Source organism: Aminobacter sp. 01T433, assembly GCF_056398585.1.
Map to the genome: position 1 here is coordinate 13,860 of NZ_JBFTPR010000029.1, position 26,092 is coordinate 39,951.

The following is a 26,092-nucleotide window of genomic DNA, read 5'->3' on the forward strand; positions in this document are numbered from 1 at the left end:
GGCCCCGCCCGAAGGCGAGGCCAGCCGATCAGACGTTGGTGGAGTAGAACACGCCGGACTTCGAGTTGAAGTCGCCGCGGATGTCGATGCCGAGCGCGCCCATTTCGAGGAACTGGTAGTTGTCCGTCGGGTTGAGGCGGGTCATCGCCGTGGTGTTCACCGCCATGCCGATCAGCGGGCGGATGTAATCGGCGCTCGGCACAAAGCCGAAGAACTCGTTGCCGGTGAGTTCGAACGAAACCGCGATCTTGTTGATGCGGCGGTTCTTCGCCACGAACTCCATGATCGTGCCCGGTTTGAAGCCGGCGGCGGCCGAATACGCCTTGTCCCATGCGCGGGCGATCTCGGGCGAGATGTAGAGGTTCACCTTACCCGTGATCAGGTTGGCATCGAGCATCGCGCCGAACGGACCGGAGAAGAACGCGTCGATCTGGTCGGCGGTCGCCGTGGTCAGATTGATGTTCGCACCGCCACCGCTGGCGCCAAGGTTGATCGCCTTGGACATCGGATGGGTCTTGATGCCGTAGGCCTGATAGCCCTGGAACACGATGGAGGCATCGCCGTTCAGCACATAGAGAGCCTGGTCGCGCTTGATCTTGGCGGTGTGGGCTTCCTGGTCGTCGGCGAGAGCATCGAAGTTCTCGGACTGCAGGGTGTTCCACTCGCGCCATTCACGGCCATAGGCGGTCGAGAAGATCGGCACCGGCGTCCCACGGTAGTCATAGACCACCTTGTCCATGCCAACCGGGACCTGACCGGACATCGAACGCGTCACCGAGCCGGCGTCCGAAGACACGCGGTTCAGGTGGACGAGCTTGCCGATGTTGACCGGCTTGGCCAGCGGCATCAGGTCCGCCATCCATGCTTGACCTTCGTCGGCGCGCATGACGCGGCGGGTGATGCCGTCGAGTTCGAGCCAAGCGTCACGGGGCAGCACCGCAGCGGCGTTGCTCACCTGCGCAAGCTGGTTCTCGACGTGGTGCCACCATTCGCGGTTGGCGGAAACCTCGCCCCACCACGCCGCGTGCGGGCGGGAGTTGGCGACGAGCTGTTCGTCAAAGTAGCGCATAGCCTGATCTCCTTAGGCAGCAGCCAGGTGACCCTTGGCCGCGCGCACGCGGACCAACTGGTCGGACCCAGAGGTGTTGTTGTAGGCCTCCTCGGCAGTCGCAATAATGCGCTGGCCGGTGGTGGCGATGACGAAGCGGCCCGTCGCGTTGGTCGTGAGGCCCGCGCCGCGCGCAACGTTGGTGGCCGTCGGGACACGGACATTGAAGAACTGCTCATCGAGCATTTCCATGCCGATCACGCGGTCACCGGCCGGCCAGGCATCATCCACACCCTTGAGGGCGAGATAGTTGTCCTGGGCGATGTAGACTTTGGCGTTGGTTGTCGCGCCGGCAACAGCGAAGTTGGCGCCGGAGTCGATGAGCGCGGTTCCGGGGGTGACAGCGGCGGCACAGATGCGTTCGGCAACCTGCGGAGCCACTTCGCCGACAGGGCCGGCGTAGATCTTGTTGTAGCGAGCCATGTGATTAGCCCTCCGCCTTGGGAAGCTTGAAGGCGGGCTTGTCGCCGCCAGCAGCATTGAAGGCGCCGTTGAGCGGTGCGGCCTTGCCGGCCTCGCCCTTGGGTGCCAGGACCCGCAGAGTGTTGAGCGGGGTAGCCTTGGCCGTCGCCTCGTCCAGCAGGTTGGCCTTGACCACCTTGGTAACGAGCTCGGCGTGTTCGGCGTCGTCCTTGGCCTTCTGGTTGGCGACCATCTCGGCCTGGGCATCAAGCACGGGCTTGAGCGCACCCGTCACCGCGTTGCCGATCGCCGTTGCCAGCGTTTCCGGCTTCAACGCTTCCGAGAGGGTTTTGACCTCAGCGGAAAGCGCATCAAACTGTTCTTTCGAGACAGTCATATCGTCTTCCTTTTCGTTGAGAGTGGGTTCCCGCCCGGAGCCAATGGCTTCGATGATCGCGGACTTCATTTTGCCCCAGACGCCAAGGCTTTCCTTGCGCCTCAGAGCTTCGACCAGGCGTGTGCCCGCCCAATCGATCTCTTGATCAACATCGCTCAGGGCGGAGTTGATGACTTCGATGTCTTCGGATTCGCCGGCCGCGTTCACCAGCATGCCCACGCCCTGCTCAGGGGTGGCGGCACCTGCTTCGTTCAGCAGGATCGCGTCGTGGTCCCAGACGATGTTCTTGGCGAGGAACTTGTGGTCGGCGGCGTTTGCGACCGCCTCCAGATTGCAGAGCAAGCCCGTGCTGGTGTGGATTGGGCCGCCTGCCTCGATAGCCGCCAGAACCGCCTTGCCGCCTTCGGAGCGGTTGGCGACCTCGACATCAATCACCTTGTCCAGAAGGACGCGGCCACCTTCCTGCCGGGCAGCTTCGTTCCAAGCCCCGATATATCCGAGGTTGATGCCTTCCGGGTCGCGGGCGGAGACGAACTTGCCGTTGATCTTGGGATGACCCAAGGGAGCCGGCGTGCGATTCAGCCCCGCAAACGACTTCTGGATTTCGTCGGCGGGGTAGCGGATGCCGTTCATGACGACATCATCGGGCAGCGTGGCGCTGGGCACGATCACGACATCACGGCCATTGCGCTTCTCTTTGCGCACGGCAGCAACGTTCGCGACCGAGCGAATGTTCACTCGGACCTGCTTTGGCACTGGTCTGTCTCCGGTTATGCGGCGGCTTTGGCCGGCTCTTTGGCGGGCGGCGTCATCGCAGCGCCTGTGTCGTCATCGGGCTCGTCCCGATACTTGTCGGCTTCGGACAACGGTTCCATGTCGACGGCGGCGCGGATTTCTTCGTGCGTGAACACGATCTCGCCGCTGTCCTTCATCTTCTGATTGGTGTCGGCCATCTTGTTGGCTCGGTCGATCTTCTCCGACATCGAGCTTTCGGTCAGGTCGCTCCAATCCAGGTGCCAGTCCTTTTCAGGCAGGATGCCGACACGCTCCAGCCTATTGACCAGCTTCATGACGTTCGGGATCACCACGTTATTGCGGCGCGACATGTTGGTCTGAGCCCACTCCTGGGCGTCTTCGGTACTTGCCCTCTCGCCGGTCTGAGACCCGACAAGGATCTTCATCGGGATGGGAATGGACGCAGCGAACGACTGAAGCGCGATGGCGAAGAAGTGTTCCGGCGACGGCAGGGTGATTCCGAGCGTCTTCGCCTCCATGCCCTGCAACATGAGAAGCTGATCGAAACCCCGCTGCCAGTCGGCAACCTGCTCGTCCATCTTGTCGGCGATATCGGCGACCGAAACGCCCATGGCCTTCGCCATGTCCTCGATACGGGCTTCTTTGTCGACCTGAAGCACCGGGGCAGACTTGGCGTTCTTCCAGAACCCCTCACCGCCGGCACCGCTGATTTTCTCCAGCGTGACCAGATCGTTGTAGCCCGGTTCAAGCATGGAGCGGCCGTGGACCGTTCCGTCCTTCGACCAGACAACCACCCGGTCGGGGTGGACGTTGAATGAGCGCGGCTGTGTCTTGACCCTGTCGACGGCGGCCTCGTTGAACTGGAACATCTTGGGATGCCCGTAATTCTCTGAGGTTTCGTCGGTATCCCACTCGGAGACGGCAAGCTGCCCTTCCCACGCAGGGATAACCTCGACCAGGCCATCAAGGCCGCCGGGCACCTTGTCGACGGGTTCAATGAACCGCTTGCTGTCGGCCAGGCGAAGGATCACACCCGAGTAGGCGCCGACCAGTGAGCGACGGTCAGCCTCGGCAAGGTGCTGCCACAGACGCAGGTCGCCGAAGCGCTCCCTGATGGCCTTTTCGAGTTCGGTTTCCTTCTTCTCCTTGCCCTCGCTACCATCCCGCTCCTTTTCGAGGAGAAACGGCATGTCCTGCCAGGTCTTGAGGATGGTCTTGTCCACGCCGGCATGCGCCACGCCGTTGCGCAGATACATGTCGAACAGCAGTTTGAACGTCAGGTCAGCGGGATAGCCGAAATCCTTGTAATGGTTGTGCTTCACCTCAGCGAAATGGCCAGGGAACATCGTGTCCAGGCGACGGGTGACCGCGTTGGCCAGCATGGTCAATCGGTTCATGTCCGGTGCCTTTTCATCAGGAACATCGCCACGGCCGGCGCATCGGGCGGGTCAACGTTGGTGAGCATCAGTGCGTCCGCATAGTCTGGGCTGCTGATGCCGCGGCGCTTCAGTTCTTCTTTGCGCTCGATGACGATCTTGCCGCGATCGTTGCGCCCCCACTTCACCAGGGAGAGTTCCAAGCAAAGCTGGTCGCTGTCCTTGTCGCCGGATGGCAGGGCCATCAGATCGGTAACCGGGTGTTCCTTGCCGCCCTTACCGAGCAACCACAGCACATGTTCGTGCGTGCGCTGCAGGGACGTGCGGCTGAGCCACCAGACTTCAGCCTTTAGATTGCCGAACATCTCTTCCGACGTCCGACCGTCTGGCCATTTCCTCTCGGAAGGTGGCAGGCCCGTATTCACCGGAACGGCAGTGAGGCCTTCAACCGGGTTCTTCATCAAAGTGGACGAAACACCGGCGCCAACGCCTGGTGCATCGAAGTTCAGCCGGCTCGCCTCTGTCTCTCGGGCAATATCCAGCATCCAGTGCGCGGTTTCGGTCGTGTCTGGGTCGCCACGGCTTCGCGGCGGCTCCACAACTGGGCCACGCCTTGGGATAACGACCGACTTCGCCTTGCCGGCGCCAACGTCACCGCCGAGCACCACTTCGTTTGAAGGCCTGACCCTTGGCTCGATTTCGAGAAGCCTTTTCGCGCTCTCCACCCATAGGGCCGGGATGCAGATGCCCTCGACCGAAGCCGAGTAATCGATGTCGTATTCACTGGCCCATGTCGTCGGGTCCGAGAAGCTGGCCTGTTTCGCCTCCGCCCATGCGTCCGTCTTGCGAGGATCATCCCGCCAGTGCAGCCGCGCTATCTGATGCGGCTTCATGATCGAATGGCGCTTGCGGGCGAACAGGTTGCCCATGCCATTGACCGACGAAACCCAGATCACGCAGTCGGTATTGCCAGACAGCGCCTTTTCGACCGTCTCAGCGTTGGGGACGAAAGCCGCCTCATCGACCACATAGAGCGAAGAGCGGCCACCGCGGCCCATGTCCTCACCGCCCTCACCCGATATGACCGATCCGGTCGCCGGGTTGACGATGCGCATGTAATTGTCGTGCTGCGCCCAAGCGAAGCCAGGAGGCAGCATCTCGACCGGCAGACGCGACAGCATGATGCGGATTTTCGCAAAGATGCTATCGGGGTTGTCCTTCTTGTCGACGTAATCGACCTTGCGACTGCCGAACGTCGCCTTGAAGCCTGGCGAGAACAGCCATTGGTGAAGCGCGAAGCCGGCGGTGAGATAGGTGGCACCGGTGTCTCGGCTCTTCTCAATTAGCCCTTCTTCCAGCGCGTCGAGCCGATCGCGCAGCCAGAGGATGACCTCACGCTGTTTCGGCCAGAGCTTAAACTGGACATACGGGCTCTTGCGGTTGCCGTCGGCGTCCTTCTGCCCGACAAGGCGCGGATCGTAGGTGTAGACCCACTTGTCGAACCAGTAGAGGATATCGTCGGCGCAACGCTTGCGCTCCAGTTCCCACCCACCGGCCTGCCGTTCAATCTCCCGCTTCTGCCGTTGCGCCGATAGCGCTTCCGAAAAGCCCGAGTTTTCTAAGGACGGGATAGGCCCGCTCAAGAGCGCTAAGCTCGTCATCTGTGAGGCCGTCCAAATCCTTTGCGGTGATGGTCACCACCTGCACGGTTCCGCTCAGCCGCTTATGCTCGACGCCGAGCCCAAACAGCTTGGCCTTGCCCATGGTGGCAGAGACTGCAGCGCCGGATTGCTTTTCCTTGAGTGCCAGCGATCGAGCTTCTTCGAGCTCGCCCGCAAGGCTCTCGACTGTGACTTCGACCTTTTTGGCGATCTTGCCCTGAGCTTTTGCAATCGCTTCGGCGATGTCAGGTTTTGACAAGTTCTCGGAGGCGACCTGTCGAGCCGTCTTGGCGCTATACCCCGCGCGTATCGCTGCCTGGGTAGCGTTCAGATCGACGAGGTATTCGGCGACAAAGCGCTGCTGCTTGTCGGTCAGCGCCATTGGTGCTTTACCTGACATGGGGTTTGATCGGGGTTCAAAGGTATGCGGGGGCCAGTGCGCGCGATATTTCTCGTCTTCATTTTCTTTTGCCTTGGCGGAGCAGCGCTAGGGTCTACGCCAATAAATGAAGGGTTAGTTGCAACCCTAAGATTGGCTCAAGAGAGCCGAGACGACGTGCGGGCCGAACTAGACCTCATGGCCCAGCAGACCATGGCATATTGGGCAAAAGCGATGTTTTGGACGACGGTTGCCAGTATCGTACTGAGCATCGGGGCGCTTATTGGCCTTTTCGTTTCTCTCGCGCAAACCGCGCGTGCGCTAAAGGACAGTCGCACCAACAGCGAAATTCAGAACCAGGCCTACGCCTACGTTGAGAGTTTGGAATACGGCACCGTGTCCGCAATGGTCGCAACGTGCAAAAACTCGGGGCTCACGCCAGCCACTCATTTTTCGATATCCGCGAAGGCGCAACTGCTCAAACCCGGAGCCGTATCTACAGGCGCCAACTTTGATAATTCTGGACTGAAAACTTGGTCTCGGATTGGTCCCGGGGAAGCGCCAACTGTCGCGCTAGACGTGGAGCATTCGGACATCGTAGCCAGGTTCATTCAGGGTGACGTGGAACCCGACGACTTGCTCGTCATCAGTGGCACGCTCGTCTACTGCACCATTTACAACCATGACCATGAAACACAGTTTTTGTTTTATGTTGACCAAAAACACCCAAAACGGTTTCGAAGGCCAACTGCCAATCTTCGGACGTTTCACAGATTGGAAAATCCTGCCAAGGCAGCGGTTCTGAGCGCCACCCCGCCCGTTTAATGGGTGCCCTTTATGCTGCCTTCCGCCGCTGTGCTTCCTGCTGGCGTCGGCGCTCGTTCCGCTTGGCTGGCCAAGAGAAGTCGTCTTCGCCGCTGCTATTTCTGAGGTGGTAGGGATCGCCTCGCCATGCGTCTCCGATCCTGCCGTCAACATGCCCTGTTTCGGGGTCGTCAAGCAACCCCTCCCCGGAGCCGTTATCGCAATCCTGCACATCACTTCGAACCAGTTGTGCAAAAATTCGAGTGATAGCGGCATCTTTTCGCTTCCGCCCGGTCTTTTCCGAGATGCACTGTTTGGCGCACCAGTCCTTGAAGAAACGGCGTCTGTTGTCCGCCATGCACCCAACCCACTCGGCCAAAGCCGATCGGTGGTCCTCATTCTCAACCAGGGCATACCAGCCCCACGCCTCCTCAGCCTCGCTGATCTGGGCGGGTGACGGGTTCCGGTGAACGCTATCCTGGAACTCGCGCTCGTCTTGCTTCAGACGCTCCTTGCCCCATCCGTTCTTATCCGCCCAATCATGGACGTAGGGCAGTGCCATTGCCTGGACGTAGCCCGGCCCGCGACCTGGGCCGACTTTGGCACGACCAGCCGCGGCTTCGATCTCGACGGCAAGGATAAGGCGCTCTGTGATTTCCAATTCGGTCATCGGCCGGGCTCCAATGGCAATTCGGGTTGAGGTGCGTCGAACCGCTGGTAAAGGTGCTGGCTCACGACACCGACGAGCGCGGCCCGCTGGTTGACGATCCCGCTTAGGCGTTGCTGGATTTCCCACTGGCGACGGCCAACAGGCACAGCATCCCACACCTGAAACCATGCCTCAGGATCGGCCTGCAGATCGGCCCAATAGGCTAGGACGAGGTCCGATGCCGCCCATAGCCCGGTTTCGTCGATCATGGCCTTGTTGTTTGAGGTCTCGACCAGCGTGCGCAGCACCCAGCGAGCATGTTCCTCGCCATGACGACGGATGATGCGCAGGATCGTCTTTACCGCCCGCGTCTGGCCAATCTCGGGATAGCGATGCGCCGGGATGATCTCGACTGAGAATTCGTCGCACAGGGCTTGGACGCGGGGATCGATCAAGCCGGCTCCTCCCGGTTCAGGACGCGCCGAAGTGCGTCGGCCTTCTGGATTGTCTCTCGCGATATCAGCCCGCCATTCCCGCCCTGGAACTTGCCGGCGATCATCATGCCGCAGTCATCGAAGGTGACGGCATCCAGCAAGGCCTTAGCAGCCATGGCGAGGTCGGCCGTCGGCTTTTGTTCGCTCATGCGCGAACCCTCCCCGGCAATACGATCAACGGTTTCTTGCCAGGCCGATGCAAGGTCTCGCGCTTCTGGACGTCTTCACGCTTCGAACGGAGCCAGTTTTCAGCCTCGTCGCTCAGCTTGGCTGACAGCCTGTCCGGGTTGACGGGCAGCGTCGCCCTTATCGTTGGCTCAAGGAGCCGCAGGTATGCGTTCTCCGCCCCCGCGATCGCCTCCCGCATGCTGCGGAAGACCACGACGTTCCCCGCCGATTTCACTATGCGCCAGCTGCGCTGTCCGGCCGGCAGATACTCCGCCGAATACCCGGTTGCGAATTGCTTGGCCCGCCATGGCTTGATCGTGCTCATTCCCCTGCCCTCTCTGAGCGGATAGCAGCGGCGATGAATTCAGCCTCGCCAGCACGTTCGGTTTGGAAGCTTGTCGGCAACGAAAAGGCCGCTTCTCGGCGAGCTTGGGCAGCATTGAGCCATGCGATGCGGCGGTCGTGGGCGATCTTCGCGCATGCTTCTCGCTCGGCCAAAAGCGCGTGGGTGATATCGCTCGTGAGGGCTTTGACGACGCCATTCGTGCACCAAGGCTCGCCAAGGCAGGCGTTGTCCATGATGTCGCGTGCCGTCTTCTCGATATCTGCTGGTATCTCGGTCATTGGGTGTGCGCTCCCTTGGCCTTCCGCAGTTCGGCGGGCGAGTTAATCGAGCCGTTGCCGGCAAGGAAGGTGAGACACCCGTTCTCAACGTTGAGCGTCCCATCATGGAAAAGCGCGGCGCCATCGGCCATGAACCGGTCGATATGCTCGGGATGGGCATAGAGGACAGAGACGATCTGGCCAGCGAGTTCCATGGCACCGACGCCTGCCTGCCAGCCGAAAGCCGCGGCAACCTCACCAATCTTCTGCACCAGCCGCATTTGCCTTTCGGCGTCCTTGGATAGTCGGGGCGCGCTCATGCCTTATTCCCGTTCCTGATCTTGGCGATTGTCTCAATGGTGGAGAAGCGGAAGCCGCATTGATTGCAGCCCTTGCGCCGACGGATGCCGCCATAGGTCGGGCGGGTGTCGACCGTCATCAGCTTGCGCTTGCCGCATGATGGACAGTGGAGGCCTGTGGGTTTCTTGGCCATCAGAAGCCCATCCCATCAAATGCCGGATCGCCTTCAGTCCGCAGCGACACGTAGCGCGTGAATTCTTTCTCGAACCGGAGGCGGAAGAAGCGGGACGGGTCCGCAAATCGCGCCTTCAGCGCCCCGACCTCAGCGTGATCGTCTTCCCATTTCTCCTTGGCGTATCGGGCCCGGATCTCGGCCTCGGCCTTCTCGCTCTCAGCCGTGGCGAGTTGGGCCTTGAGGTATTTGTGCGCCCGGTAGAGATAGAACACGCCGTCGTAGTCCTCGCGGCCCGACTCGCCGCCGTAGATGTCGCTGTCGATCGGGCGCGGGTTCTTGCGCTTCGTTCCGAACGAGCTGCGCTGCATGAGGTTGAACCACACCAGGCCGAGATCACTGGCGACCTGCTTGAACACGCCGTTCGTTTCCGCGGCGATGCGCCCCTCGTGGGCGTTTTCGTTCTTCGGCTTCACCTTGCGCGAGTGGTCGAGGACGATGAGCGCCGGCTTGCCTGCCCGCTTCAACCGCCTGCCGTGGAGACTGCGGACGTAGGCCGATAGCTGGGCCGAACCGTCGGTCGAGCTACTGCACTTGCGGATGTACAGGGGCAGTTTCTTGATCGCCGCGAGCGCGTCCATATAGGCCGTCATCTCGCGCTCATTCATTGTCCGGTTGCGAATGCGCGTGTTCTCGATACCGGTACGTTGCGACGCGATCTGATCGACGCACTGCTGTTCGGACTGGTCATAAGACAGCAACACGGCAGGGTGTCCGCGCGAGGCCGCATAGTCGACGATCTGCAGCGCCAGGCTGGTCTTGCCTTCGCCGGATGACGAAAGCATGCCGTAGAGATTCCCTGCCTCCATATCGCCGCCCATGATCTCGCGAAGCTGGTCGAGCGCGAACGGGATCGTCGGCTTGCCTTCGTTGGAACTCATGCTTTCGAGGATGCCGTCGACGGCGTGAGCTACTGCGCCTTCCTTGCTCTCGTCGACCTGGGCAAGCTCATCGAGGCTGCTGCCGACTTCTGCAAAAACCTTGCCGGGCGTCATGTTCGCCGGCATCTCCCGCAGTAGGGCTATGCCGTCCTCGAGCCGTCCAATTCCGGTGCGACGCATCCATGTCTCTACGATGGCCAAGCCATAGTCGTAGGCATTGATCACCGTGATCGCATTTGCCATCAGGTGCGCGAGATAGGCCGAAACCGTCGGGCCGCCGTCGTCGGGGTCAGCCGGCAGGTATTGTCGGACGGTCACAGGATTAGCCGCCCTGCCCTCGGTAATCATTGTCCCGACTATTTCGAAGACCAGCCCATTAAGCCGGTCACGGAAATGCAGGGGCTTCAGGAATCCAGCCACGCGCCAGTAGGAATCGTTCGAGATGAAGATGCTGCCAAGCAAGGCTTCCTCCGCCTCAAGGGCATCGGGGAGAGCTTCGCGGAATGAGCCAGGATGAGCGTTCACAGCAGTGCTCCCTGCTTGGCGGCCCGCACCGGCTCGACCGGATTGCGCCATTTTTCGTATTCGGCTTCGATCTGAGGGAAATTGACCGGATGCTGTGCTTTGAAGTTTGGAAGATGTCGGCCACCTATCCAGGCACCCTTGCCGTCTTGGCTGAGCCACCTTTCTTGCGTCCAGCGCGACATCGAAATCTTGAAGTGAGCGAAATCCTGACGGGTGACAAAACCGCGTCGTTCCAAGGTGATGACGATCTTGATCGCGCGGACCTTCCAGTCCGTGAGAGCCAACGGAGCGCTTTCACCGGCCCGGACGTCGGGCACCCACTCAGGCAATTTCAGACGCGATGTCGGACAAAGCTCAAACCATGTGCTTCCATCCCACTGGGAGTCGATCCGCGGCAATTGGGGGTGGAAATGGGGTGGCCGTTTCAAATCCGCATAGCCGAAATCTTCCTCAGGCGTGACCCGAATCACGGAAAGACCGAGGCGAGGACACAGAGCCGCCAACTCCATGCTGACACCTTCCGGTATTAAGACGGCGCGGCAATCCGGCCCCGGACGGTCGACATGGGAGTAGCTGACCTGTTCAGCCGCCTGACAAATCACCTTGGCATTGAGTTTCAGCTTTGCCTCAACACCGATCTGAAAACCGTCGGTGGCGCGAGCAAGCAGGATGTCGAACCCGCCCGTCTCAGGATAGGCGGTCCATTCATCAGGAAGTGCCGTGATGAACACTTGGCAGAGATCAGATTCCTTCGCGAAGGCTGTCACGCTGCCGCCCTCGCGTTCATCATCTTGAACGTCTGGCTCGACGCTCCCCACAAGGCGATGCACACCGCTTCGGCTTGGTCATCGTTCTTCACCGGGATGCGGAGCATCTGGCAGAACTCGCGGGCCTTCTTCTTCGCATCGTCGCGGCCAAGGTTGCCGTTCTTCAGGATCGCCGCGCGCCAGGTCTTCGGGTTCACGGCCTCATAAGCGATGCGCCGCGCCCGCGCCGCGTGGCGGATATGGCCTTGGATGTCGCGAAGGATGAGCTGGTCGGCGGTCACCGTGACGCCTTGCACCTTCTGCTCGCCAATGAGGTCGGTCTTGCCCTGCTTGGGATAGGACCGGATGATCTCGGTCGCGGCCTCCCAGACGACGAACTGCGGCTTGTGGGCCCGGAACAGCTTTTCGATCTCGTCGCAGAAGATCGCGGCCTTTTCTTCCGTCCCCATGTTGGTCTCAGGGCGGGACGTGAACGAGCCGATGAGCATCGAGGAATGCGATGGCGGTTCGTAAAGGCACCAGCCGGTGCGCGAAATGGATTGGTCGAAGGCCAGGATCAGCATTATGCGGCCTCCCACGCTGCCGAAAACATGTCGGGGCGCTCGTATGCAGCCCGAATGCGCTGAACAGCCATTTCGAAGAACGGCTCATGGATCTCGATGCCTGTGAATTTCCGCCCGAGATGAACGCAGGCGACACCGGTCGAGGCCGAGCCCATGAATGGGTCGAGAACCGTTTCGCCGATCTGTGACGAGTTGCGGACATACTCAGCCATGAGATGGATCGGCTTCTCGGTCGGGTGGCCCGACACCTTGTCGATCCCGCCGCGCAAAAGCTGCTTGGAGGACGGATCGTTGATGGTCCGCGCCCTGCCCTTCCAAAGGTACAGCGTGAACTCAAGGTTCTTCATGTACCAGCGGTTGGCAGTCGGGGTTACCTTGTCCCAAGCCAGAAGATTGTGGAGCTTGAAGCCGGCCTCAAAGGCCGCATCCGTGAGCGGGTGCACGTTCTTGTCGTTTGACATGATGTAGCAATCGGCGTCGGCCGCGAGCGCGCCATAGAGCGCCGCCATCATCTTAGGGAATGGCACGGTCGCCATGATCAATTGGCCGTCGTTCGCGTAATTGTGTGCCGCGAATATGCCCGACATGGTCTTGGAAGACTTGGAGACGCCGCCGGTGGTGAGCGGATACGGAACGTCTGAGACGATCAGATCAGCGCGCGGGAGCGTCGGGAGGACCTCCATGGCGTTGCCCAGGATCAACCGGCAGTCGCCAATTTGCTCTATGCGCTTCCATGGGCGACCTTCCCAATCGTGCGTATCACCACGCAGCCGCTTAGCCTCTATGGCCGCGTCGTAGCTCTTGCGGGCGTCGTCGGCTGGATCGTACTCGCGTTCCATTCACGCACCCACCACCAGCCAGAGCCCGCCGAGAATTGCAGCCCAGACGACGAGGCACAGAACGACGCCGGAGGGCACCGCCCATCTTGACCGGGGCTCGTCGGCACATGCCATGACGCACCGGCAAGCCGGCCATGCTTCGCAATCGTCCCACATGCTAGGTTGGTCAATCTTCATAGCTGCCCCCTGTTGGGTTATGCCGGCTTGATTTCGGTGTGGGCTTTGACGAAGGCCAGCTACGCGGCCTTCCGATCTTCGAACGGGTCGCCGTCGTCGCTCGCCTGGATCAGCTCGTCGCCCGGCTTGGCAGAGTTCCGCTTTTCCATGGCCGACTGGAGGTCTTCGCGCATGATGCGCTGGCCTTCGTGCCAACCCTGAAGCCACTTCTGCCCGGCGGCCGATGCGGCGTCGTATGGTGCTTCGGGTGCCTTGGCCTGTAGGCCGGCAACCTTGCCTTCCTCGAATGCACGATCTTCGAGCGGCGTCCGGTCGTCGAACATGTTGGGCTGGAAGTTGACCGGGAGCGCGAACCAGGATGCAATCTCGGCCCGGCGGAGGATTTCGGCCGGCACGATACCGGGGTCTTCGAGCGCCGCGCACCGGGCCATGTAGTCGAGATCGGCCATGACGACCTTGTCGGCTTTGGCCGTTTTCTTCAGCTTCTTGAGCGCGTCCTGGGCCGCCTTGACGATGCCCTTCTGCGCTTCGATCAGATTGAAATGGTGAAACATGAGCGCGCGCTGTTCGCCGACGCTCAACTCGCTGTTGTGGCCCGCCGTGGTCATGCTGTGATCCTTTCGAGGTGGTTCACCGCATCGCCGACCGTCAGGCATTGCTCTGCATCGCCGTCATCGATCGTCACCTCGAATTCTTCTTCGAGCGCCATGACCAACTCGACCGTGTCGAGGCTGTCCGCGCCCAGGTCGTCGATGAAGGTCGAAGCCTCCGTCACTTTCTCAGCGTCGAGGCACAGGACGCTCACGCAAATCTGCTTCACTCGTTCGAATGTGCTGCTCATGTCGTTCTCCTCTCAGTACGCCGTGGCGCGCTGGATTGTTGGTCGCTGGTTCATCGCCGATCCGCTGGCGTCGTAGGCCCAGACCGCGACGAGGATCGCCGCAGCGGCACCCACTGAGGCCCAGGCCACCCCTCGCACCGGCTGGTGCCGCATCCGTTCAATTTCGAGCATCGTTCTCTCTGCGGCCCGCTTGCACAGGCTGTTCAGTGTCCGCATTTCGAATTGCCTTTAGATTCAACCGCTCGGCCCTGTGTCGGGCGGCTGCAGCTTCGTTGCGCTCACAGAACTGGTCGTGAGCGAGCTTGAGCCGGCGATAGACCTCGCCAGCGACGTCCTTCATCTCTGCCGCGCGGTATTGGAGGCGGAAGAGATAGTTTTCCTTGATGCCTAATCTGCTCGCGAGGCGGTAACGCGCCGCGCCATCGGTATCCTTCCGGCCCCGAAATTCTGCATCGTGCAGAGTTTCCAGAAAGGTACGCGCTTCACTCAACGCTTCGGTAGTCATGCTGCCCTCGACAAAACTGTTGTCGGATTTGGAAAAGCTTTTTCGTTCCATTGCGGTGCCCCACGGTTATTTTCGACCCGTGGGTAGCCGACGAGACGTGGTGTCCCTTCGGAGTAGTCCAGAACCAAGTCCATGAAAGGATCGAACCATGCGCCGCCAAGCTTCTGGTCAGGTCCAGTTGATGTTGCCGTTGTGGTCGGTGAGCCGGCCGAAGCCCGCGAATGATGACTGCCCATTTGCATCAGGCGCCCCCGATCTCGTCCGGGGTCAGATCGATCGAGTACCGCGCCGTCAGAAGCTCAAGCGCCTCGGCCTTGACCAATCGGATCTCACGGCGCGAGTAGGCCCGTCCTGCGAAGACGCCGATTGCGAACGCAGATGACGCGATCAGCCAGGTCATGGCTGAATCCTTTCGAGATGATATTTCTCACCTGTCTCAAGGCCACCGGCGATAACCGAGCCGGACTTGGCCAGAAGGCGGTTCAAATGATCGAGCGCATTGTGAAACTCGACATAAGCCAGGATCGGTTGCGCCTTCGGGCTCGGAAACCCGGTCCAATGCATGATGCGGTCCCGATCAAGCCAGCCGTCGTTCTGCTGAAAATAGCGATACAGACGTGTGGTCCGGTCGCCAGTCGCGGCGCGGGCAACGCTCATGCGCCCCTCCCGAGTATCGAAACGAACGGGAGGCTGATCTCGTGATGAACGACGCTGCTGGCATCGACACCAGTGCCCGACCTGTTCACGATGATCTTGGTGTAGGCGCGCAGGCCGGAAGGCATTTCCCTGACATCGATCGGCGCAGCAACCACCAGCCTCAGCCGGCGCACAGTCGGGCTCGCCTCACGACGGGCCAAGGCGCGGTGCCAAGCAACCGAGGCGTTGAGAGCTTCGAACTTCATGCCGTCTTCCTCGCCTTGGTCGCCGCGCTGGCGCATTTCGAGCAAGAGGCCGCTGAATGAGACAGGAAGCATGCTTCCCCACGCGCCGCCTTTTGGCAGTCCGGGTTCAGCTTGGGTTCTTTGGGGGGAGCGGCCGGAGTGACGGGGGGAGCGGCCGTCACTCCGGCCTGTTCGGTCACCTTGGGGGTGGAAGGCGCCGAATTGGAATTTATTGCCGCGCTTGCATCGTCGTCGCGCGCGGCCAGCGAGGAGTTGATGCGAGGACTGGACACATCAACTTGCCGAGGACTAGTCGGCACGATCTGCGAATTGGTTGCGTGTCTCTCCACGCTGTCACGGCCATTCTCAGTCGTTGTAGTCGGTGCTCGGTCGCCGACCCCCCTACTCACCAACTCCGCACCGCCTGGCGCTTTGGATTTCTCCTCTGCACGGGCATCCTGCCCTACCGCGCACGCATCTTCATTGATTTTCGCTTGGAACTCTGCCCCATCGGGCGAATTGGTTGCGCCGAATTGCACGGCGCTGCTTGCGCGCAATGCGCTGCGATCTACATGGCCCTCTCCTGCGTTGGCGCCTTCTGCGCTGTGGTCCATCCCTTCGGACGCCATGCCGAGGGAATTTCCTTTGAGGAACCGGCCACGAACTATTTCGCGCGCGGCGTCCCATGCGTTCTGCAAGTTATAGAGTTCGCGATCTTCATCGCTGCGAGCATCAATTGGCTTGGTTTCGCCAAGGGCTTTCGCCACGGCTGTATTAACCAGGGCGCGCGAAGGCTCTTTGCCTTCGTGCAGCGCCTTATCGAGAGCTTCACGAACAACACCCGGCTGTGCCTGCTCGGCATTGCGAACCCGGCGAGCTTCATGGACTTCCTTACGGGTGATGCCGACTTCAGCGGCGGTCGCCTTCCCGGCGTTCTCTTGTGGAACACCGGGGCCGCGCTTGAGGGTGTCACCGCTAGCGACGATCTCTCCCCGCTCCTGGCCACCATCATATTCATCGGCAAGCCGGCGCTTGGCGGCAGCTTCGATGTCGAGCGCATCGGCCTGCGCACGGTGTGCGGCGGCGATCAGATCGTCATGGGCTTTCTTGGCCTTGGCCATGCGCGCGGCACGCTTCGATGCGTCATAGACCAGTGCAGCCGCATCCTTGGCGTCAAGGACTTCCGCAGCCGTGGTAGCGCTTGCCAGCTTCGCAGCGGCGGCCTTCACCATGGCAGGGAGCGCGCCGATTTCCTTGGCGACCGCTGCTACCGCAACAGGCATAGCCGCCTTGCCGGACTTGACATCGTCGTAGGAGATCATCACGCGGCGGCCTCCGAAGTGGGGGCGGCGCACTGCTCAGATGGGACTTCGAAAAACAACGCATCATTCCAGTCGATGCCGCGGTCAGCAGCAGCCCTACGAATGGCCTGCATCTCGTCGAGAGACGGAGCGCCGCCGGCTTCCCATCGGGACACGCTTGCTTGCGTGACGCCCGCCAAAGAGGCGAACTCGGCTTGCGTGACTTGGAATATCTCGCGGCGGATGTGTCGTATTGCGCTCATAAGCACGCATATTATGCGCAAACGGATAGTTTGCAAGCATAAATTTATGCGCAAGCGGATTTTCGTTTATCCGCCGATCATGGCAGCGTCCCCAGCATGACAATGGAAGAGAAAATTCGCGCGATCATGAAGGCGGCCGGCTGGACACAGCAGAAGGTCGCCGAGGTCTTTGAGGTTTCTCAGTCCACGGTGAACCGATGGCTGTCGGGCTCAGAACCGGAGGGCCATCGGCGGGACGCAATCAATGCGACCTACAGCCAGTATGTCGGGGACGCTGCCGACCCAAAGGCGGGCGAAGATAAAATACGCGACCCCGACGAAATTCGTCGGCTACTAGAGCGCATAGATGGATTGAAGCCGGATAACGTGACGGTGCTACTCTCCGCCATAACAGGCTTCCAGGTGGTCAATGGCGTACAACCATTACAAGCCCCGCCTGATGATCAATCTGCATCCGCCACTCCCCGCCATGAATCTCAGTCATCGCGCTAATGATCACTGCGGCCGCCGTCTCCACCCGGCTTGCAGGGCTTAGCGGCCATATTCCTGTTATTTCTCTAAGTGCCTGAATAGTGTCCTCGTTTCGCGTCCGCTCGCATGGCTCGTATGTGATCATGATTTCCCCTGCTCGCCATATGCCAGTCGCGACGCCACGTGTTCGGTAAATTGCTGGATCAAAATTATTGCTCCTTGCCCTAGAACGAAATAGGAACATCTACCTAAACGTCCTGTCAACCAAGAATGGTGGATACACCGGCCAGACAGGTTAATAGAACCGCTTAAACTTTAGCGACCGCTTGTGAATAGCGGGGATCGTTGGTTCCACATCTGCGTTTCTGGAACTATTTCAGGCCCACCACCTTTCGGCCATAAGTCGGGCATGTCTTCGCCAACATCGCCTAGCTTTCATGTTCGTATGCCCGAGCGTCTCAAAGACGATCTGCAGGCTGCGGTAGACCGTGGCGGCAAGAGCCTGAACGATGAAATCGTGAAGCGGCTTGAGCGTTCGTTTGGCCCCGACGATGCCGTGCTCCAGCTGGCAGAGATTCTGTCGCCATTTCTCGCGTCACTTGACGATGAAGACCAGGCTACGTTGATTGCGGCCGCGCGGATCCTCGCCAAGAACCGCCGAAAGAAACCGAGCGGCAGGAAGACGCAGCCTTGAAGATGGCCCCGATCTGAACGATGCTGGATATGTAAATCTTGGGGAGAAGATTTGTGCGCAAGATTGTCATCTGGATTGGCGTCGTCACCGCCGCTTCGTTGATCTCGTGGAGCGCAAACGCCTTCGTCTCAAAGCACGTCCAAGACAACATCGCGCTCGTAAATATTGCGAGGGAATGCCGCATACCGATCACCCCGGAGGCGTCTGCCTTTGTCTTGGGCCAGCGAAGCGCGGCATCCGCCAATACCGTCAAAGAGGCGGACGCGTTCTCAAAAAAGCAACTGAAAGAATGGGCTTCTGAGCATGGCCGTAACGAGGCGTGCCGGCGCTTTCGCAGTATGCTTTCAGATATGGGATGGCTGTAGCTCCGCGGAGGGCTTGGGAATGACCCCGGAACGCCTTTCTGAATGCCTGGAAATCATACGATGGACGCCTAACGCGCTGGCGCAGGCGCTCGAATGCGATGTCTCTCTGGTCGACGCTTGGCTGAACAATCTGGACGAGATCCCGATTAAGACGGGCGCTTGGATCGAGGCGATGACACTGGCGCATAAGAGTGCCGAAGCGCTAAAGCCGGTCTCGTTGAGGGGCAAGCGGTTTAAGGCATAGCTTCCCCCTTCGCTTACTGCCCCCGCCACAAGGCGAGCCGCGAAACCGGGCAGGATGCTTTCAATCACGAGTTAGCCGGAATGCCGTTCACCTTTCGGTAGGTGGCCAACCCCTGCCCCGCTACTGGTCCGCGCCGTCCAATGTGGATCGGAACAGACTGGCGTAGCCCCTTATTGAAGGTGTCGCTTCAATCGCTATGGCTGGCAATCGAACGCGACGGGTTTGTGTGTTCCGGTTATCCCTCAGCTCGCATCAGCATTCGGGCGGTTGAACCTCTTTCGAGGGAAGACCCGCCGTGACTATCCGATCCAGATCGGGAATCGGCAACCGTGGGGGAGTTCATGCGCCGGATGATCGGAGCTGGCGGGACAACGCCCGAGAAGACCGCCGCTTTTAGCACTCGATACGCAACATCTTGCCGGGAACCTCCGAGCAGACGCAAGATTTTGCGAATTTCGCGCCGTGCGACGGGCTTTTTGGTTGTGCAGATCATGCTCGAATGATACATAATCGCTGACTTATCTCATTGCTTTTTTGTCGCACGCCCCGGTCGGATCATCCCGCCGGGGCTTTTCTTTTAGGCTCGGTTATCCGTCAACGCAACAATTTTATCCGTTTGCGCATTTTCTTTGTTGACACTTATCCGTTTGCGCATATTATCCCTCACATATCGCCACCACGAAGAAGCGCCCCGCGCCGATCTGGTGGAAACCGAGGGAACTACGATGGCAACTATCATTTGCATCAGCGGTTACGACCAGCCCGACAATTGCGAGCATTGCGGCAAGCACCTGATCCACGGCGTCCGCACCAACACGCACGGTGTCATCGGCGCCGACTGCTTCGTGAAGCTGATTAAGGCCGACAAGAAGCGCTACAGCGGGAACGGTAAGCCGAGCGCTTCGATGGTCCGCGACTATGCCAAGATGGTCGAGCGCCGCTCTCCGCAGCGCCTTTCCGAGATGGGCTACAGCCCGCGCCATTTCCAGTTTGAACTGTCGGAGGCTGCATAATGGCCTCCGAACTCTCAAAAGCCGACCTCGCCGTCGCACAGGTTCTCCGCGCCATCCAGGCGGATGGCCGGAAGGCGTACCTCCTCGGACGTGGCACCGCGAGTTTCGAAGCTCTGACGGAGGCATACGCCGAAGCGCGCAACCTCGATGTTGGTCAGTACCGCGATGAGTTCTGGGCGACATGCCAGCCTGAGCGCGTGTTCGTGGCGGAGGGCCGCTGAGATGAACGCCCTCACCAAACAGGTCCGCCTCTTGGCCGACACGCTCGCCCAGACCGAGACGTCGCCACGTGAAGGCCTTCGCCGGCTCAATGCTGCGGTCGAGCTCTACCGGAACAACGACAGCGTCAGCCGCGAGCATGCCCTTGAGGCGTTCTTCGCTGGCAAGCCGGCGTACTGGACCACGGCGACCTATCATTCCCAGCGTGCGCTCGGCCTGAGGGACGCCCTCAACAAGGGCTGTGAGTTCGGAATCGCGCTGGCCGCGAACTACCCGGCCCACTGCACCAAGTATCGCCCCGGCGCGCTGGACACGCTGGTTCCGCTCAATCGCCTCGCCGCCAATGAACTCTCCGAAGCCTACGAAGACTACGGCACGTGGCGCGATGCGGAAGAGCTTGAAGCGCGTCGCCAGCGCCGTTTTTCGCGGCGGGCCGCCTGATGTCCTGCCGCCTCCCCGACCCTTTCGATTTCACCTTCGCGGTCGCGCTTGTTGTGGCGCTGGTCGCGGGACAATTCCTCTGAGGGAGCTTTGCCCGATGGAAACGAACGCGATCCGAACCCGCATCAACGCAATTGCCAAGGCAATGATGGCCAAGGGCCTGCGGAATCCTGATGCCCATTGCAAACTGAGCGCCAATGTCCAGCCCAGCGTCTATCTGACTTGGGACAATCTCAAGAGCCGATACGACAACCACTACAAGTGGTTCAACAACGCCAATATCAGCACCATGCTTGATGAGGCCGACGCCTTCGTGGCGGCCCTGCCTAGCCCGGATGAAACCCGCTTGAACGAGTTCATGGCCGCGCTCGGTTCGGCCATCGACCTTGGCCGCCAGAACAACATCGAGGTTGAATTCGTCAACCCGCTGATCTCGACGATGAAACGTCTGTCGGAAAACGTCATCACCGACCAGCGAAAGTCGGCCTGATGTCCCGCCTCGTGAACTCACTCGGGCCGTTCGAACGCGTTGGGTACGCCCTGCTGTTTGCGGCGCTCGTCTTCCAGGCTGAGAGGTTTTTGCCGTGAAGCGCCCATTAGACCAGACCACGCTTTTGAAGCTGATCGCGTTCATGAGCCACAGGCGGACCATCGTCCACTCACGCAAAGACTGCGACACAATCCTTGCGCAAATCCACCGGCTTGCAAGCGCCTCGCTCTCCAAGGCCGAGGAAGCGTCATGAGCTACAGCCACCTCATCGACTTCATCGGCGACCTTCGCGCCCCTGAGCACCTTGATTGCCCTCCGGGCGGTTCTGCCGGATGCATCTGCTCCGACGCATACCTCCGCGAGATCGCAGAACGCGCCAAGGCCAGCCACGACCCGCAAGCCTTTCTGCGCAGCGTCGCCACCAAGCTTTCCGAACTGGCCAAGCCGGGCAACTGGCAGTGCGCCGCCCTGACCCGGGTTTCGGCCTGGTGCGAGGAATTTCGCCAATCCCACAATTTCGAAAGGACCGCAGCATGACCGACCAAACCTACGCACTCGACAATGACGTCGACGGCATCGTTTCCGTCGGTCAGGCTTCATTGAAGGTCATGGCCGACCTGCGCGGCGATATCCGCTGGAACGGCGGTATGATCACCAAGCCCGGCATCTACTCGGGCCTGCCAATCGAGGTGTACCACAGCGATTGTTGCGGCGGCCCGTCGATTTCGTCGAGCGGATTGCGTGAGATCGCCCCGCCTGACGGTTGCCCGATGAAATACTGGGACAACAGCTATCTCAACCCGGATCGCGCGGACAAAGAGCCGAAGGACCATTTCAGCCTTGGCCAGGCCGTCCACACCCTTCTCTTGGGCGAGTCTAGCTTCTGGGAGAACTTCGCGATCCTCCCCGACGAGTTCCCCGACTTCAAAACCAAGGCGGCTCGGGAGTGGCGTGACGAGACGATCAAGGCCGGCAAGTCGGTTCTGCGCCGCGATGCGCTGGAACAGATCGAAGGCATGGCCAACCGTGTCGCGAACGACCGGACCTTCCGCGATCATCTCGACGGGCGAGTTGAGCGCAGCATCATCTATCGGGATCGCACTGGTGTCTGGGTCAAGGCGCGGCCCGACTGCATTCCGACGGATACCGTCGTCGCCGACCTCAAAACCACGGCGGACGCCAGCGAGCGCGGTTGCCTGACGGCGATCAAGAAATACGGCTACCACATGCAGATGGGGCTGATCAGCACGGCCTTGGAAGCAATCACCAACGTCCGCGTCACCGATCACGTCCTGCTCTTCATCGAGCCGAAGCGGCCCTATGCCTACAACATCAAGCCGCTGGACAATCAGTATGTCTGGCTCGGCCAGCGACAGAACCGGGCGGCGCTGAACATCTTCGCTGAGTGCTTCGAGCGCGGCGAATGGCCGACCTATTACGGCTGTGGCCTCACCGCCTCGCCGTCTGACTTCCTCGAAAAGCAAATCGACAACGAACCGTCCATCCCGGCTGAGGCAGCATAGCTATGAAAATCGAACGCGCGGTTCGCGAAAAGACCTTCACCCTGACGTCGATCGCCGGGCCGTCCGGTTCCGGCAAGACGTATTCCGCCATCCTGTATGCGCGCGGGCTTGTCGGCCCAGAGGGCAAGATTGGTTTCATCGACACAGAGAACAAACGGTCGCGGTTCTATGCCGAAGTCGGTGGCGGTTTCGACGTGATCGACCTCGACCCACCATTTACCGCGCATCGCTACGTCGAGGCGATCAGGGCGTTTGAGGACGCCGGATACAGGGCCATCATCATCGACAGCATTTCTCACGAGTGGGAAGGCACCGGCGGCGTTCTGGAACAGGCCGATGCCATCGAACAGGCCACCAAGCGGTCGGGCCTCCATTGCTGGGCAAAGCCGAAGGCTGGCCACAAGAAGCTCATGAACGAGCTTTTGCAGACGCGCGCTCACCTCATCTTCTGCTGCCGGGTCAAGGAAAAGGTCGTTCAGGTCAAGGGCCAGAACGGCAAGACCGAGATCGTCAACGAGGGCTTCGTCGTCGTTCAGGAGAAAATGTTCATCTATGAGATGACCGTCTCCATGATGTTGGCCGAGGGGACGCATGTTCCCATCATCCAGAAATGCCCCGGCGATCTGGAGGCTGCATTTCCGGCCGGCAAGAAAATCACCACCAACGTCGGTTTATCGGTCGCACAGTGGAGCGATCAGGGAGTGGCGGTCGATCAGGAACTTGAAGCCTCAAAACGCGAAGGGCTGCTTGCTGCAAACAAGGGCATGGCCGCGCTTTTGGAATGGTGGAAGGGCCTTGGCCCCCGCAAAACTAAGCTGGAAGGCATGAAAGACACCTTCAAGTCGATCGCCAGCGCATCCGACCAGTTGAAGGCCGATATCAATGAAGCCGGGGGCGGTGACCCGTCCGACAGGCTGGCAGCGGCCAAGGCCGCAAATGGCGAACGTGGCGCAGACACCCAGGAAGGTTTCAGCCTTGGCCATGTGACCGACACGCTCGGCCGCAAGCCTTCGACCGAACAAGAACCGTCTGACGAAGTTCCCCCGTCAGACGCTGGCAGCGGGGCCGCTGACCCCTCAACCGGTCCCGCTGCCGACCAGACCGTCCGCGAGGACGAAGCGGGGGCTGGCGACATTGAGGCGCAGGATCGTCCTGACGCGTCGCCGGCCTCCGAACCTACCTACTCGCCGCAAGACTGCCTCAAGGCATTCATGCAGACGGCGACCGACCCTGCCCTGTCCGTCAACGAGCGGCGCGACCTGCTCGAGGAGATGAAGGAGTGGTGGAAGTCGGCGATGCCGGCCAAGCAAGACTTTGTGCGCGCCTGCCTCAACACGGCTGACAAGGTTGCGAAGGGCGAGCTCGGCGCCGATGCGGCGCGCAAGTATCTGGAGGGGCTGCTCTGATGGGCGAGATCACCGCAATTAGCTGGTGTGACCATACGTTCAATCCGTGGATTGGCTGCACCAAGGTCTCGCCAGCGTGCGACGGCTGTTATGCCGAAGCGCTGATGGATAAGCGCTATGGCCGCGTCCAGTGGGGCGCGCCTGGGCAAGGCAATGGCACCCGCGTTCGGACATCGGCCGGCAACTGGCATCAGCCCATTCGCTGGAATAAGAAGGCGGCGGCGGAAGGAACGCGCCCGTTCGTGTTCTGCTCGAGCCTTGCCGACGTGTTCGACAATCAGGTGCCGGCGGAATGGCGCGAAGACCTGTTCGAACTGATCCGAGCCACACCGCATCTGGTCTGGCTTCTGCTCACCAAGCGTCCACAGAACATCGTGAAGATGGTGCAGTCGCATGGTGCCGTTGCAGGAAACGGCGCGCGCTATCTGCCGGGCAATGCCGCGATCGGCACGACTGTCGAGGATCAGAAGCGCGCCGATATCAACCGCCCGCATCTGGCGCAGGCCAAAGGCTATCTTGGCCCAGCGTTTACGTTCCTGTCGTGCGAGCCGCTGCTCGGACCGCTTGAACTCTACTTGCAGCCCGCCCCTGACAACGCGCTTCAGGAAGATTGGGTCATTACCGGCGGCGAGACGGACCAAGGCGGCCACAAGGCGCGCCTGTCGCACCCGGACTGGTATCGCAGTCTCCGCGACCAGTGCGCCACTGCCGGAGTTGCATATCACCACAAACAAAATGGCGAGTGGGTCTATTCAGCGGCGTCAGACCGTTCGGGCCCGTCACACTGGCAATTCGGAGACGGCTCGACGAGAGAGATATCGAACGCCGAACGGTGGCCCGACGGCGGAACGCCCATGGCCAAGATTGGTAGGGCGCGCAGCGGTCGCCTTCTCGATAGCGTCGAGCACAACGCTCGGCCGGAGGTGGCGTGATGGGCATCATCTCCGCCAAGCTCCGCGCCAGCGCCAAGGGCAAGAACTGCGCGTTCGCCATACCCGGCGTCTGCAACCACAACCCCGAGACGACGGTGCTCTGCCACCTGCCTTCCGAGGTCAAGGGCGTCGGCAACAAGTCTGACGACTGGCACGCCGCCTTTGGCTGCTACGCCTGTCACGAAGCGATCGATCAGCACCGGCTCTCGAAAGAGGACGAGCTTTTCTACAGCTTCCGGGCATTGCAGCGCACCCAGCGCTATTGGATCGACGCCGGGCTGATCGTCGTCCCTGCTGACCTGAAACCATCTGGCAAGCCCAAGACCCGCCGGAAGAAGAAAACGACGTGGCAGTCAAAGCCGATCCCGTCCAGGCCATTCGACCGGCAACGGAGCGAGCGCCCATGACCCGCCAATCCACAAAATCCGCAGAACGTCAGACCAAGGCATCCGGCAAGCTACCAGTGCCAGCCGCTCGGTCGCTGTTCGCGCAGATAGACGCGAGGACGAGATGACACAGCAGATGCATACGCCTGGACCGTGGTCCGTTGAAGACCCAATGGGCGCAAAGGATGGCCTGTGGATCGTGCAGGAAGGCCTCAAGACCTACGAATGGTCCTGCATTGCTATGGTCCAGCAGGACGACAGGCTCCTTGAACCCGGCGCTAGGTTCATCACGCCCGATGAGCAGAAGGCCAACGCCCATCTGATCTCCTCCGCGCCAGAGCTGCTGGCGGCGCTGAATACGCTCGTTGCCGCCATGGGGTGCCACGACACCACCCCTGAAGAATTCAACGCGCTTACAGAGGCGCGCGCCGCCATCGCCAAAGCAGAGGGCTCACGTCCATGACCATCCCCGGCTACGACGATTGGAAGTTGGCGTCTCCCGACGATGACCACAGCGACACGCTCTGCCCGTTCTGTGGCGCGTATTCACGCCGCAGTTGCGAGCTTGAGGAAGAAACCGGCTGCTGCCCATGGGAAGAAAGCCAGCCTGATCCCGACGACCAGCGCGACATTCGCGACGAAGACCGCCGCATGGATCGTGAAAATCCCCGCAATGGAGACGATTTCTGATGGCCGTCCTCAATGATTGCGTTTGCCAGCATGTCGGCTATTGCGACGGTTCGTGCCAGCATCCAGCGCCTAGGCCCGACACGTCCATGACCATAGACAAGCTCGACCCGAAGGGGCTGGAAGCGGCGGCACGAGATCTAATCTCTCGAGGCATTGGTGGCCTCGCTGAGGCGGGCTTCGCCATCAAAGCCTACCTCGCCGCCTCCACAGCAGGAGTACCGGGAGAGCAGACCGAGGCGCTGAAGTTGACACCCGCCATGATTTCGGCGGCTAGAAAGGCGTCGTCTATCTACGATCTGTCTGAGAAGTGGCAGCGCCATGAGCGCGTGATGCGGACGGGTGATTT

The 26,092-nt window shown here is 60.7% G+C and carries 44 protein-coding genes; 18 read left to right on the forward strand and 26 right to left on the reverse strand.

Annotation, left to right across the window (positions count from 1 at the left end):
- Positions 1-28: 28 nt before the first annotated feature.
- From AC1DLV_RS28390 to AC1DLV_RS28415, 6 genes are read right to left on the reverse strand one after another with little or no spacing between them, the layout of a single operon-like run.
- Positions 29-1,069, reverse strand: coding sequence for a major capsid protein (locus tag AC1DLV_RS28390; RefSeq protein ID WP_476803371.1), 1,041 nt, complete (start codon positions 1,067-1,069; stop codon positions 29-31).
- A 12-nt stretch (positions 1,070-1,081) separates the two neighbouring features.
- Entirely contained in the window at positions 1,082-1,531 is a 450-nt protein-coding gene (locus tag AC1DLV_RS28395; RefSeq protein WP_476803372.1) for a hypothetical protein, read from the reverse strand.
- Positions 1,532-1,535: 4 nt separating this feature from the next.
- Positions 1,536-2,645, reverse strand: coding sequence for a hypothetical protein (locus tag AC1DLV_RS28400; protein ID WP_476803373.1), 1,110 nt, complete (start codon positions 2,643-2,645; stop codon positions 1,536-1,538).
- Positions 2,646-2,677: 32 nt separating this feature from the next.
- On the reverse strand, positions 2,678-4,060 hold the full coding sequence (locus AC1DLV_RS28405; RefSeq protein ID WP_476803374.1) for an anti-CBASS protein Acb1 family protein: 1,383 nt from the start codon (positions 4,058-4,060) through the stop codon (positions 2,678-2,680).
- A complete protein-coding gene (locus tag AC1DLV_RS28410; protein WP_476836315.1) occupies positions 4,057-5,700 on the reverse strand; it encodes a terminase large subunit in 1,644 nt (547 codons plus the stop codon). The genes AC1DLV_RS28405 and AC1DLV_RS28410 overlap by 4 nt, the downstream gene beginning before the upstream one ends.
- Positions 5,603-6,100: a terminase small subunit gene (locus tag AC1DLV_RS28415; RefSeq protein ID WP_476836316.1), complete on the reverse strand. Its 498-nt coding sequence runs from the start codon at positions 6,098-6,100 to the stop codon at positions 5,603-5,605. Before AC1DLV_RS28415 ends, AC1DLV_RS28410 begins: the two co-directional genes overlap by 98 nt.
- A gap of 177 nt (positions 6,101-6,277) precedes the next feature.
- Here AC1DLV_RS28415 and AC1DLV_RS28420 point away from each other — a divergent pair, with 177 nt between their 5' ends.
- Positions 6,278-6,904, forward strand: coding sequence for a hypothetical protein (locus AC1DLV_RS28420; protein ID WP_476803377.1), 627 nt, complete (start codon positions 6,278-6,280; stop codon positions 6,902-6,904).
- Positions 6,905-6,914: 10 nt separating this feature from the next.
- Here AC1DLV_RS28420 and AC1DLV_RS28425 read toward each other — a convergent pair whose 3' ends face one another.
- From AC1DLV_RS28425 to AC1DLV_RS28520, 20 genes are all read right to left on the reverse strand, one after another.
- Complete coding sequence (locus AC1DLV_RS28425; RefSeq protein WP_476803378.1) at positions 6,915-7,553, reverse strand: hypothetical protein; 639 nt, start codon at positions 7,551-7,553, stop codon at positions 6,915-6,917.
- Entirely contained in the window at positions 7,550-7,987 is a 438-nt protein-coding gene (locus AC1DLV_RS28430) for a hypothetical protein (RefSeq protein WP_476803379.1), read from the reverse strand. Before AC1DLV_RS28430 ends, AC1DLV_RS28425 begins: the two co-directional genes overlap by 4 nt.
- Positions 7,984-8,175, reverse strand: a complete 192-nt coding sequence (locus AC1DLV_RS28435; protein WP_476803380.1) for a hypothetical protein — start codon at positions 8,173-8,175, stop codon at positions 7,984-7,986. The genes AC1DLV_RS28430 and AC1DLV_RS28435 overlap by 4 nt, the downstream gene beginning before the upstream one ends.
- Entirely contained in the window at positions 8,172-8,519 is a 348-nt protein-coding gene (locus tag AC1DLV_RS28440) for a hypothetical protein (RefSeq protein WP_476803381.1), read from the reverse strand. Before AC1DLV_RS28440 ends, AC1DLV_RS28435 begins: the two co-directional genes overlap by 4 nt.
- Positions 8,516-8,818 carry a hypothetical protein gene (locus AC1DLV_RS28445; protein WP_476803382.1) on the reverse strand — a complete coding sequence of 101 codons (303 nt, stop codon included), beginning with the start codon at positions 8,816-8,818 and terminating at the stop codon, positions 8,516-8,518. Before AC1DLV_RS28445 ends, AC1DLV_RS28440 begins: the two co-directional genes overlap by 4 nt.
- Positions 8,815-9,117: a hypothetical protein gene (locus AC1DLV_RS28450; RefSeq protein WP_476803383.1), complete on the reverse strand. Its 303-nt coding sequence runs from the start codon at positions 9,115-9,117 to the stop codon at positions 8,815-8,817. The genes AC1DLV_RS28445 and AC1DLV_RS28450 overlap by 4 nt, the downstream gene beginning before the upstream one ends.
- Positions 9,114-9,290 carry an NrdR family transcriptional regulator gene (locus AC1DLV_RS28455; protein ID WP_476803384.1) on the reverse strand — a complete coding sequence of 59 codons (177 nt, stop codon included), beginning with the start codon at positions 9,288-9,290 and terminating at the stop codon, positions 9,114-9,116. The genes AC1DLV_RS28450 and AC1DLV_RS28455 overlap by 4 nt, the downstream gene beginning before the upstream one ends.
- The gene (locus AC1DLV_RS28460) at positions 9,290-10,735 is read right to left on the reverse strand and encodes a replicative DNA helicase (RefSeq protein WP_476803385.1); all 1,446 of its coding nucleotides are present in this window, start codon (positions 10,733-10,735) and stop codon (positions 9,290-9,292) included. Before AC1DLV_RS28460 ends, AC1DLV_RS28455 begins: the two co-directional genes overlap by 1 nt.
- Positions 10,732-11,502, reverse strand: a complete 771-nt coding sequence (locus AC1DLV_RS28465; RefSeq protein WP_476803386.1) for a hypothetical protein — start codon at positions 11,500-11,502, stop codon at positions 10,732-10,734. The genes AC1DLV_RS28460 and AC1DLV_RS28465 overlap by 4 nt, the downstream gene beginning before the upstream one ends.
- Positions 11,499-12,065, reverse strand: coding sequence for a hypothetical protein (locus tag AC1DLV_RS28470; RefSeq protein WP_476803387.1), 567 nt, complete (start codon positions 12,063-12,065; stop codon positions 11,499-11,501). Before AC1DLV_RS28470 ends, AC1DLV_RS28465 begins: the two co-directional genes overlap by 4 nt.
- Positions 12,065-12,904 (reverse strand): DNA-methyltransferase, encoded by an 840-nt coding sequence (locus tag AC1DLV_RS28475; RefSeq protein WP_476803388.1) that lies wholly within the window; start codon positions 12,902-12,904, stop codon positions 12,065-12,067. The genes AC1DLV_RS28470 and AC1DLV_RS28475 overlap by 1 nt, the downstream gene beginning before the upstream one ends.
- Positions 12,905-13,140: 236 nt before the next feature.
- Positions 13,141-13,689, reverse strand: a complete 549-nt coding sequence (locus tag AC1DLV_RS28480; protein WP_476803389.1) for a ribosome modulation factor — start codon at positions 13,687-13,689, stop codon at positions 13,141-13,143.
- Positions 13,686-13,922, reverse strand: coding sequence for an acyl carrier protein (locus tag AC1DLV_RS28485; RefSeq protein ID WP_476803390.1), 237 nt, complete (start codon positions 13,920-13,922; stop codon positions 13,686-13,688). Before AC1DLV_RS28485 ends, AC1DLV_RS28480 begins: the two co-directional genes overlap by 4 nt.
- A 12-nt stretch (positions 13,923-13,934) precedes the next feature.
- On the reverse strand, positions 13,935-14,093 hold the full coding sequence (locus tag AC1DLV_RS28490) for a hypothetical protein (protein ID WP_476803391.1): 159 nt from the start codon (positions 14,091-14,093) through the stop codon (positions 13,935-13,937).
- Complete coding sequence (locus AC1DLV_RS28495) at positions 14,080-14,478, reverse strand: hypothetical protein (RefSeq protein ID WP_476803392.1); 399 nt, start codon at positions 14,476-14,478, stop codon at positions 14,080-14,082. The genes AC1DLV_RS28490 and AC1DLV_RS28495 overlap by 14 nt, the downstream gene beginning before the upstream one ends.
- A gap of 190 nt (positions 14,479-14,668) precedes the next feature.
- Positions 14,669-14,827 (reverse strand): hypothetical protein, encoded by a 159-nt coding sequence (locus tag AC1DLV_RS28500; RefSeq protein ID WP_476803393.1) that lies wholly within the window; start codon positions 14,825-14,827, stop codon positions 14,669-14,671.
- Positions 14,824-15,084 (reverse strand): hypothetical protein, encoded by a 261-nt coding sequence (locus tag AC1DLV_RS28505; RefSeq protein ID WP_476803394.1) that lies wholly within the window; start codon positions 15,082-15,084, stop codon positions 14,824-14,826. Before AC1DLV_RS28505 ends, AC1DLV_RS28500 begins: the two co-directional genes overlap by 4 nt.
- Positions 15,081-15,329: a hypothetical protein gene (locus AC1DLV_RS28510; protein ID WP_476803395.1), complete on the reverse strand. Its 249-nt coding sequence runs from the start codon at positions 15,327-15,329 to the stop codon at positions 15,081-15,083. Before AC1DLV_RS28510 ends, AC1DLV_RS28505 begins: the two co-directional genes overlap by 4 nt.
- Entirely contained in the window at positions 15,326-16,630 is a 1,305-nt protein-coding gene (locus AC1DLV_RS28515; protein WP_476803396.1) for a hypothetical protein, read from the reverse strand. Before AC1DLV_RS28515 ends, AC1DLV_RS28510 begins: the two co-directional genes overlap by 4 nt.
- The gene (locus AC1DLV_RS28520) at positions 16,630-16,872 is read right to left on the reverse strand and encodes a helix-turn-helix domain-containing protein (protein WP_476803413.1); all 243 of its coding nucleotides are present in this window, start codon (positions 16,870-16,872) and stop codon (positions 16,630-16,632) included. The genes AC1DLV_RS28515 and AC1DLV_RS28520 overlap by 1 nt, the downstream gene beginning before the upstream one ends.
- A gap of 96 nt (positions 16,873-16,968) precedes the next feature.
- Between AC1DLV_RS28520 and AC1DLV_RS28525 the strand changes: the two genes are divergently transcribed.
- From AC1DLV_RS28525 to AC1DLV_RS28605, 17 genes are all read left to right on the forward strand, one after another.
- Positions 16,969-17,364 carry a helix-turn-helix transcriptional regulator gene (locus AC1DLV_RS28525; protein ID WP_476803397.1) on the forward strand — a complete coding sequence of 132 codons (396 nt, stop codon included), beginning with the start codon at positions 16,969-16,971 and terminating at the stop codon, positions 17,362-17,364.
- A gap of 388 nt (positions 17,365-17,752) precedes the next feature.
- A complete protein-coding gene (locus AC1DLV_RS28530) occupies positions 17,753-18,037 on the forward strand; it encodes an Arc family DNA-binding protein (protein WP_476803398.1) in 285 nt (94 codons plus the stop codon).
- Between the two features lie 53 nt (positions 18,038-18,090).
- Positions 18,091-18,402: a hypothetical protein gene (locus AC1DLV_RS28535; protein ID WP_476803399.1), complete on the forward strand. Its 312-nt coding sequence runs from the start codon at positions 18,091-18,093 to the stop codon at positions 18,400-18,402.
- A 19-nt stretch (positions 18,403-18,421) separates the two neighbouring features.
- Positions 18,422-18,646 carry a hypothetical protein gene (locus AC1DLV_RS28540; RefSeq protein WP_476803400.1) on the forward strand — a complete coding sequence of 75 codons (225 nt, stop codon included), beginning with the start codon at positions 18,422-18,424 and terminating at the stop codon, positions 18,644-18,646.
- A gap of 725 nt (positions 18,647-19,371) precedes the next feature.
- Entirely contained in the window at positions 19,372-19,659 is a 288-nt protein-coding gene (locus AC1DLV_RS28545) for a hypothetical protein (RefSeq protein WP_476803401.1), read from the forward strand.
- A complete protein-coding gene (locus tag AC1DLV_RS28550) occupies positions 19,659-19,880 on the forward strand; it encodes a hypothetical protein (RefSeq protein WP_476803402.1) in 222 nt (73 codons plus the stop codon). Before AC1DLV_RS28545 ends, AC1DLV_RS28550 begins: the two co-directional genes overlap by 1 nt.
- 1 nt (position 19,881) lies before the next feature.
- On the forward strand, positions 19,882-20,319 hold the full coding sequence (locus AC1DLV_RS28555; protein ID WP_476803403.1) for a hypothetical protein: 438 nt from the start codon (positions 19,882-19,884) through the stop codon (positions 20,317-20,319).
- A gap of 97 nt (positions 20,320-20,416) precedes the next feature.
- On the forward strand, positions 20,417-20,809 hold the full coding sequence (locus AC1DLV_RS28560) for a hypothetical protein (protein ID WP_476803404.1): 393 nt from the start codon (positions 20,417-20,419) through the stop codon (positions 20,807-20,809).
- Positions 20,810-20,903: 94 nt separating this feature from the next.
- The gene (locus AC1DLV_RS28565; RefSeq protein WP_476836317.1) at positions 20,904-21,062 is read left to right on the forward strand and encodes a hypothetical protein; all 159 of its coding nucleotides are present in this window, start codon (positions 20,904-20,906) and stop codon (positions 21,060-21,062) included.
- Positions 21,059-21,346, forward strand: a complete 288-nt coding sequence (locus AC1DLV_RS28570; RefSeq protein WP_476803405.1) for a hypothetical protein — start codon at positions 21,059-21,061, stop codon at positions 21,344-21,346. The genes AC1DLV_RS28565 and AC1DLV_RS28570 overlap by 4 nt, the downstream gene beginning before the upstream one ends.
- Positions 21,343-22,332: a PD-(D/E)XK nuclease-like domain-containing protein gene (locus tag AC1DLV_RS28575; protein WP_476803406.1), complete on the forward strand. Its 990-nt coding sequence runs from the start codon at positions 21,343-21,345 to the stop codon at positions 22,330-22,332. The genes AC1DLV_RS28570 and AC1DLV_RS28575 overlap by 4 nt, the downstream gene beginning before the upstream one ends.
- Positions 22,333-22,334: 2 nt before the next feature.
- Positions 22,335-23,738: an AAA family ATPase gene (locus tag AC1DLV_RS28580; RefSeq protein WP_476803407.1), complete on the forward strand. Its 1,404-nt coding sequence runs from the start codon at positions 22,335-22,337 to the stop codon at positions 23,736-23,738.
- The gene (locus tag AC1DLV_RS28585; RefSeq protein ID WP_476803408.1) at positions 23,738-24,670 is read left to right on the forward strand and encodes a phage Gp37/Gp68 family protein; all 933 of its coding nucleotides are present in this window, start codon (positions 23,738-23,740) and stop codon (positions 24,668-24,670) included. Before AC1DLV_RS28580 ends, AC1DLV_RS28585 begins: the two co-directional genes overlap by 1 nt.
- A complete protein-coding gene (locus AC1DLV_RS28590; protein ID WP_476803409.1) occupies positions 24,670-25,077 on the forward strand; it encodes a nuclease domain-containing protein in 408 nt (135 codons plus the stop codon). Before AC1DLV_RS28585 ends, AC1DLV_RS28590 begins: the two co-directional genes overlap by 1 nt.
- 103 nt (positions 25,078-25,180) lie before the next feature.
- Positions 25,181-25,519, forward strand: coding sequence for a hypothetical protein (locus tag AC1DLV_RS28595; protein WP_476803410.1), 339 nt, complete (start codon positions 25,181-25,183; stop codon positions 25,517-25,519).
- Complete coding sequence (locus AC1DLV_RS28600; protein WP_476803411.1) at positions 25,516-25,746, forward strand: hypothetical protein; 231 nt, start codon at positions 25,516-25,518, stop codon at positions 25,744-25,746. The genes AC1DLV_RS28595 and AC1DLV_RS28600 overlap by 4 nt, the downstream gene beginning before the upstream one ends.
- A gap of 86 nt (positions 25,747-25,832) precedes the next feature.
- On the forward strand, positions 25,833-26,092 hold a 260-nt coding region (locus AC1DLV_RS28605; protein WP_476836318.1), incomplete at its 3' end, for a hypothetical protein.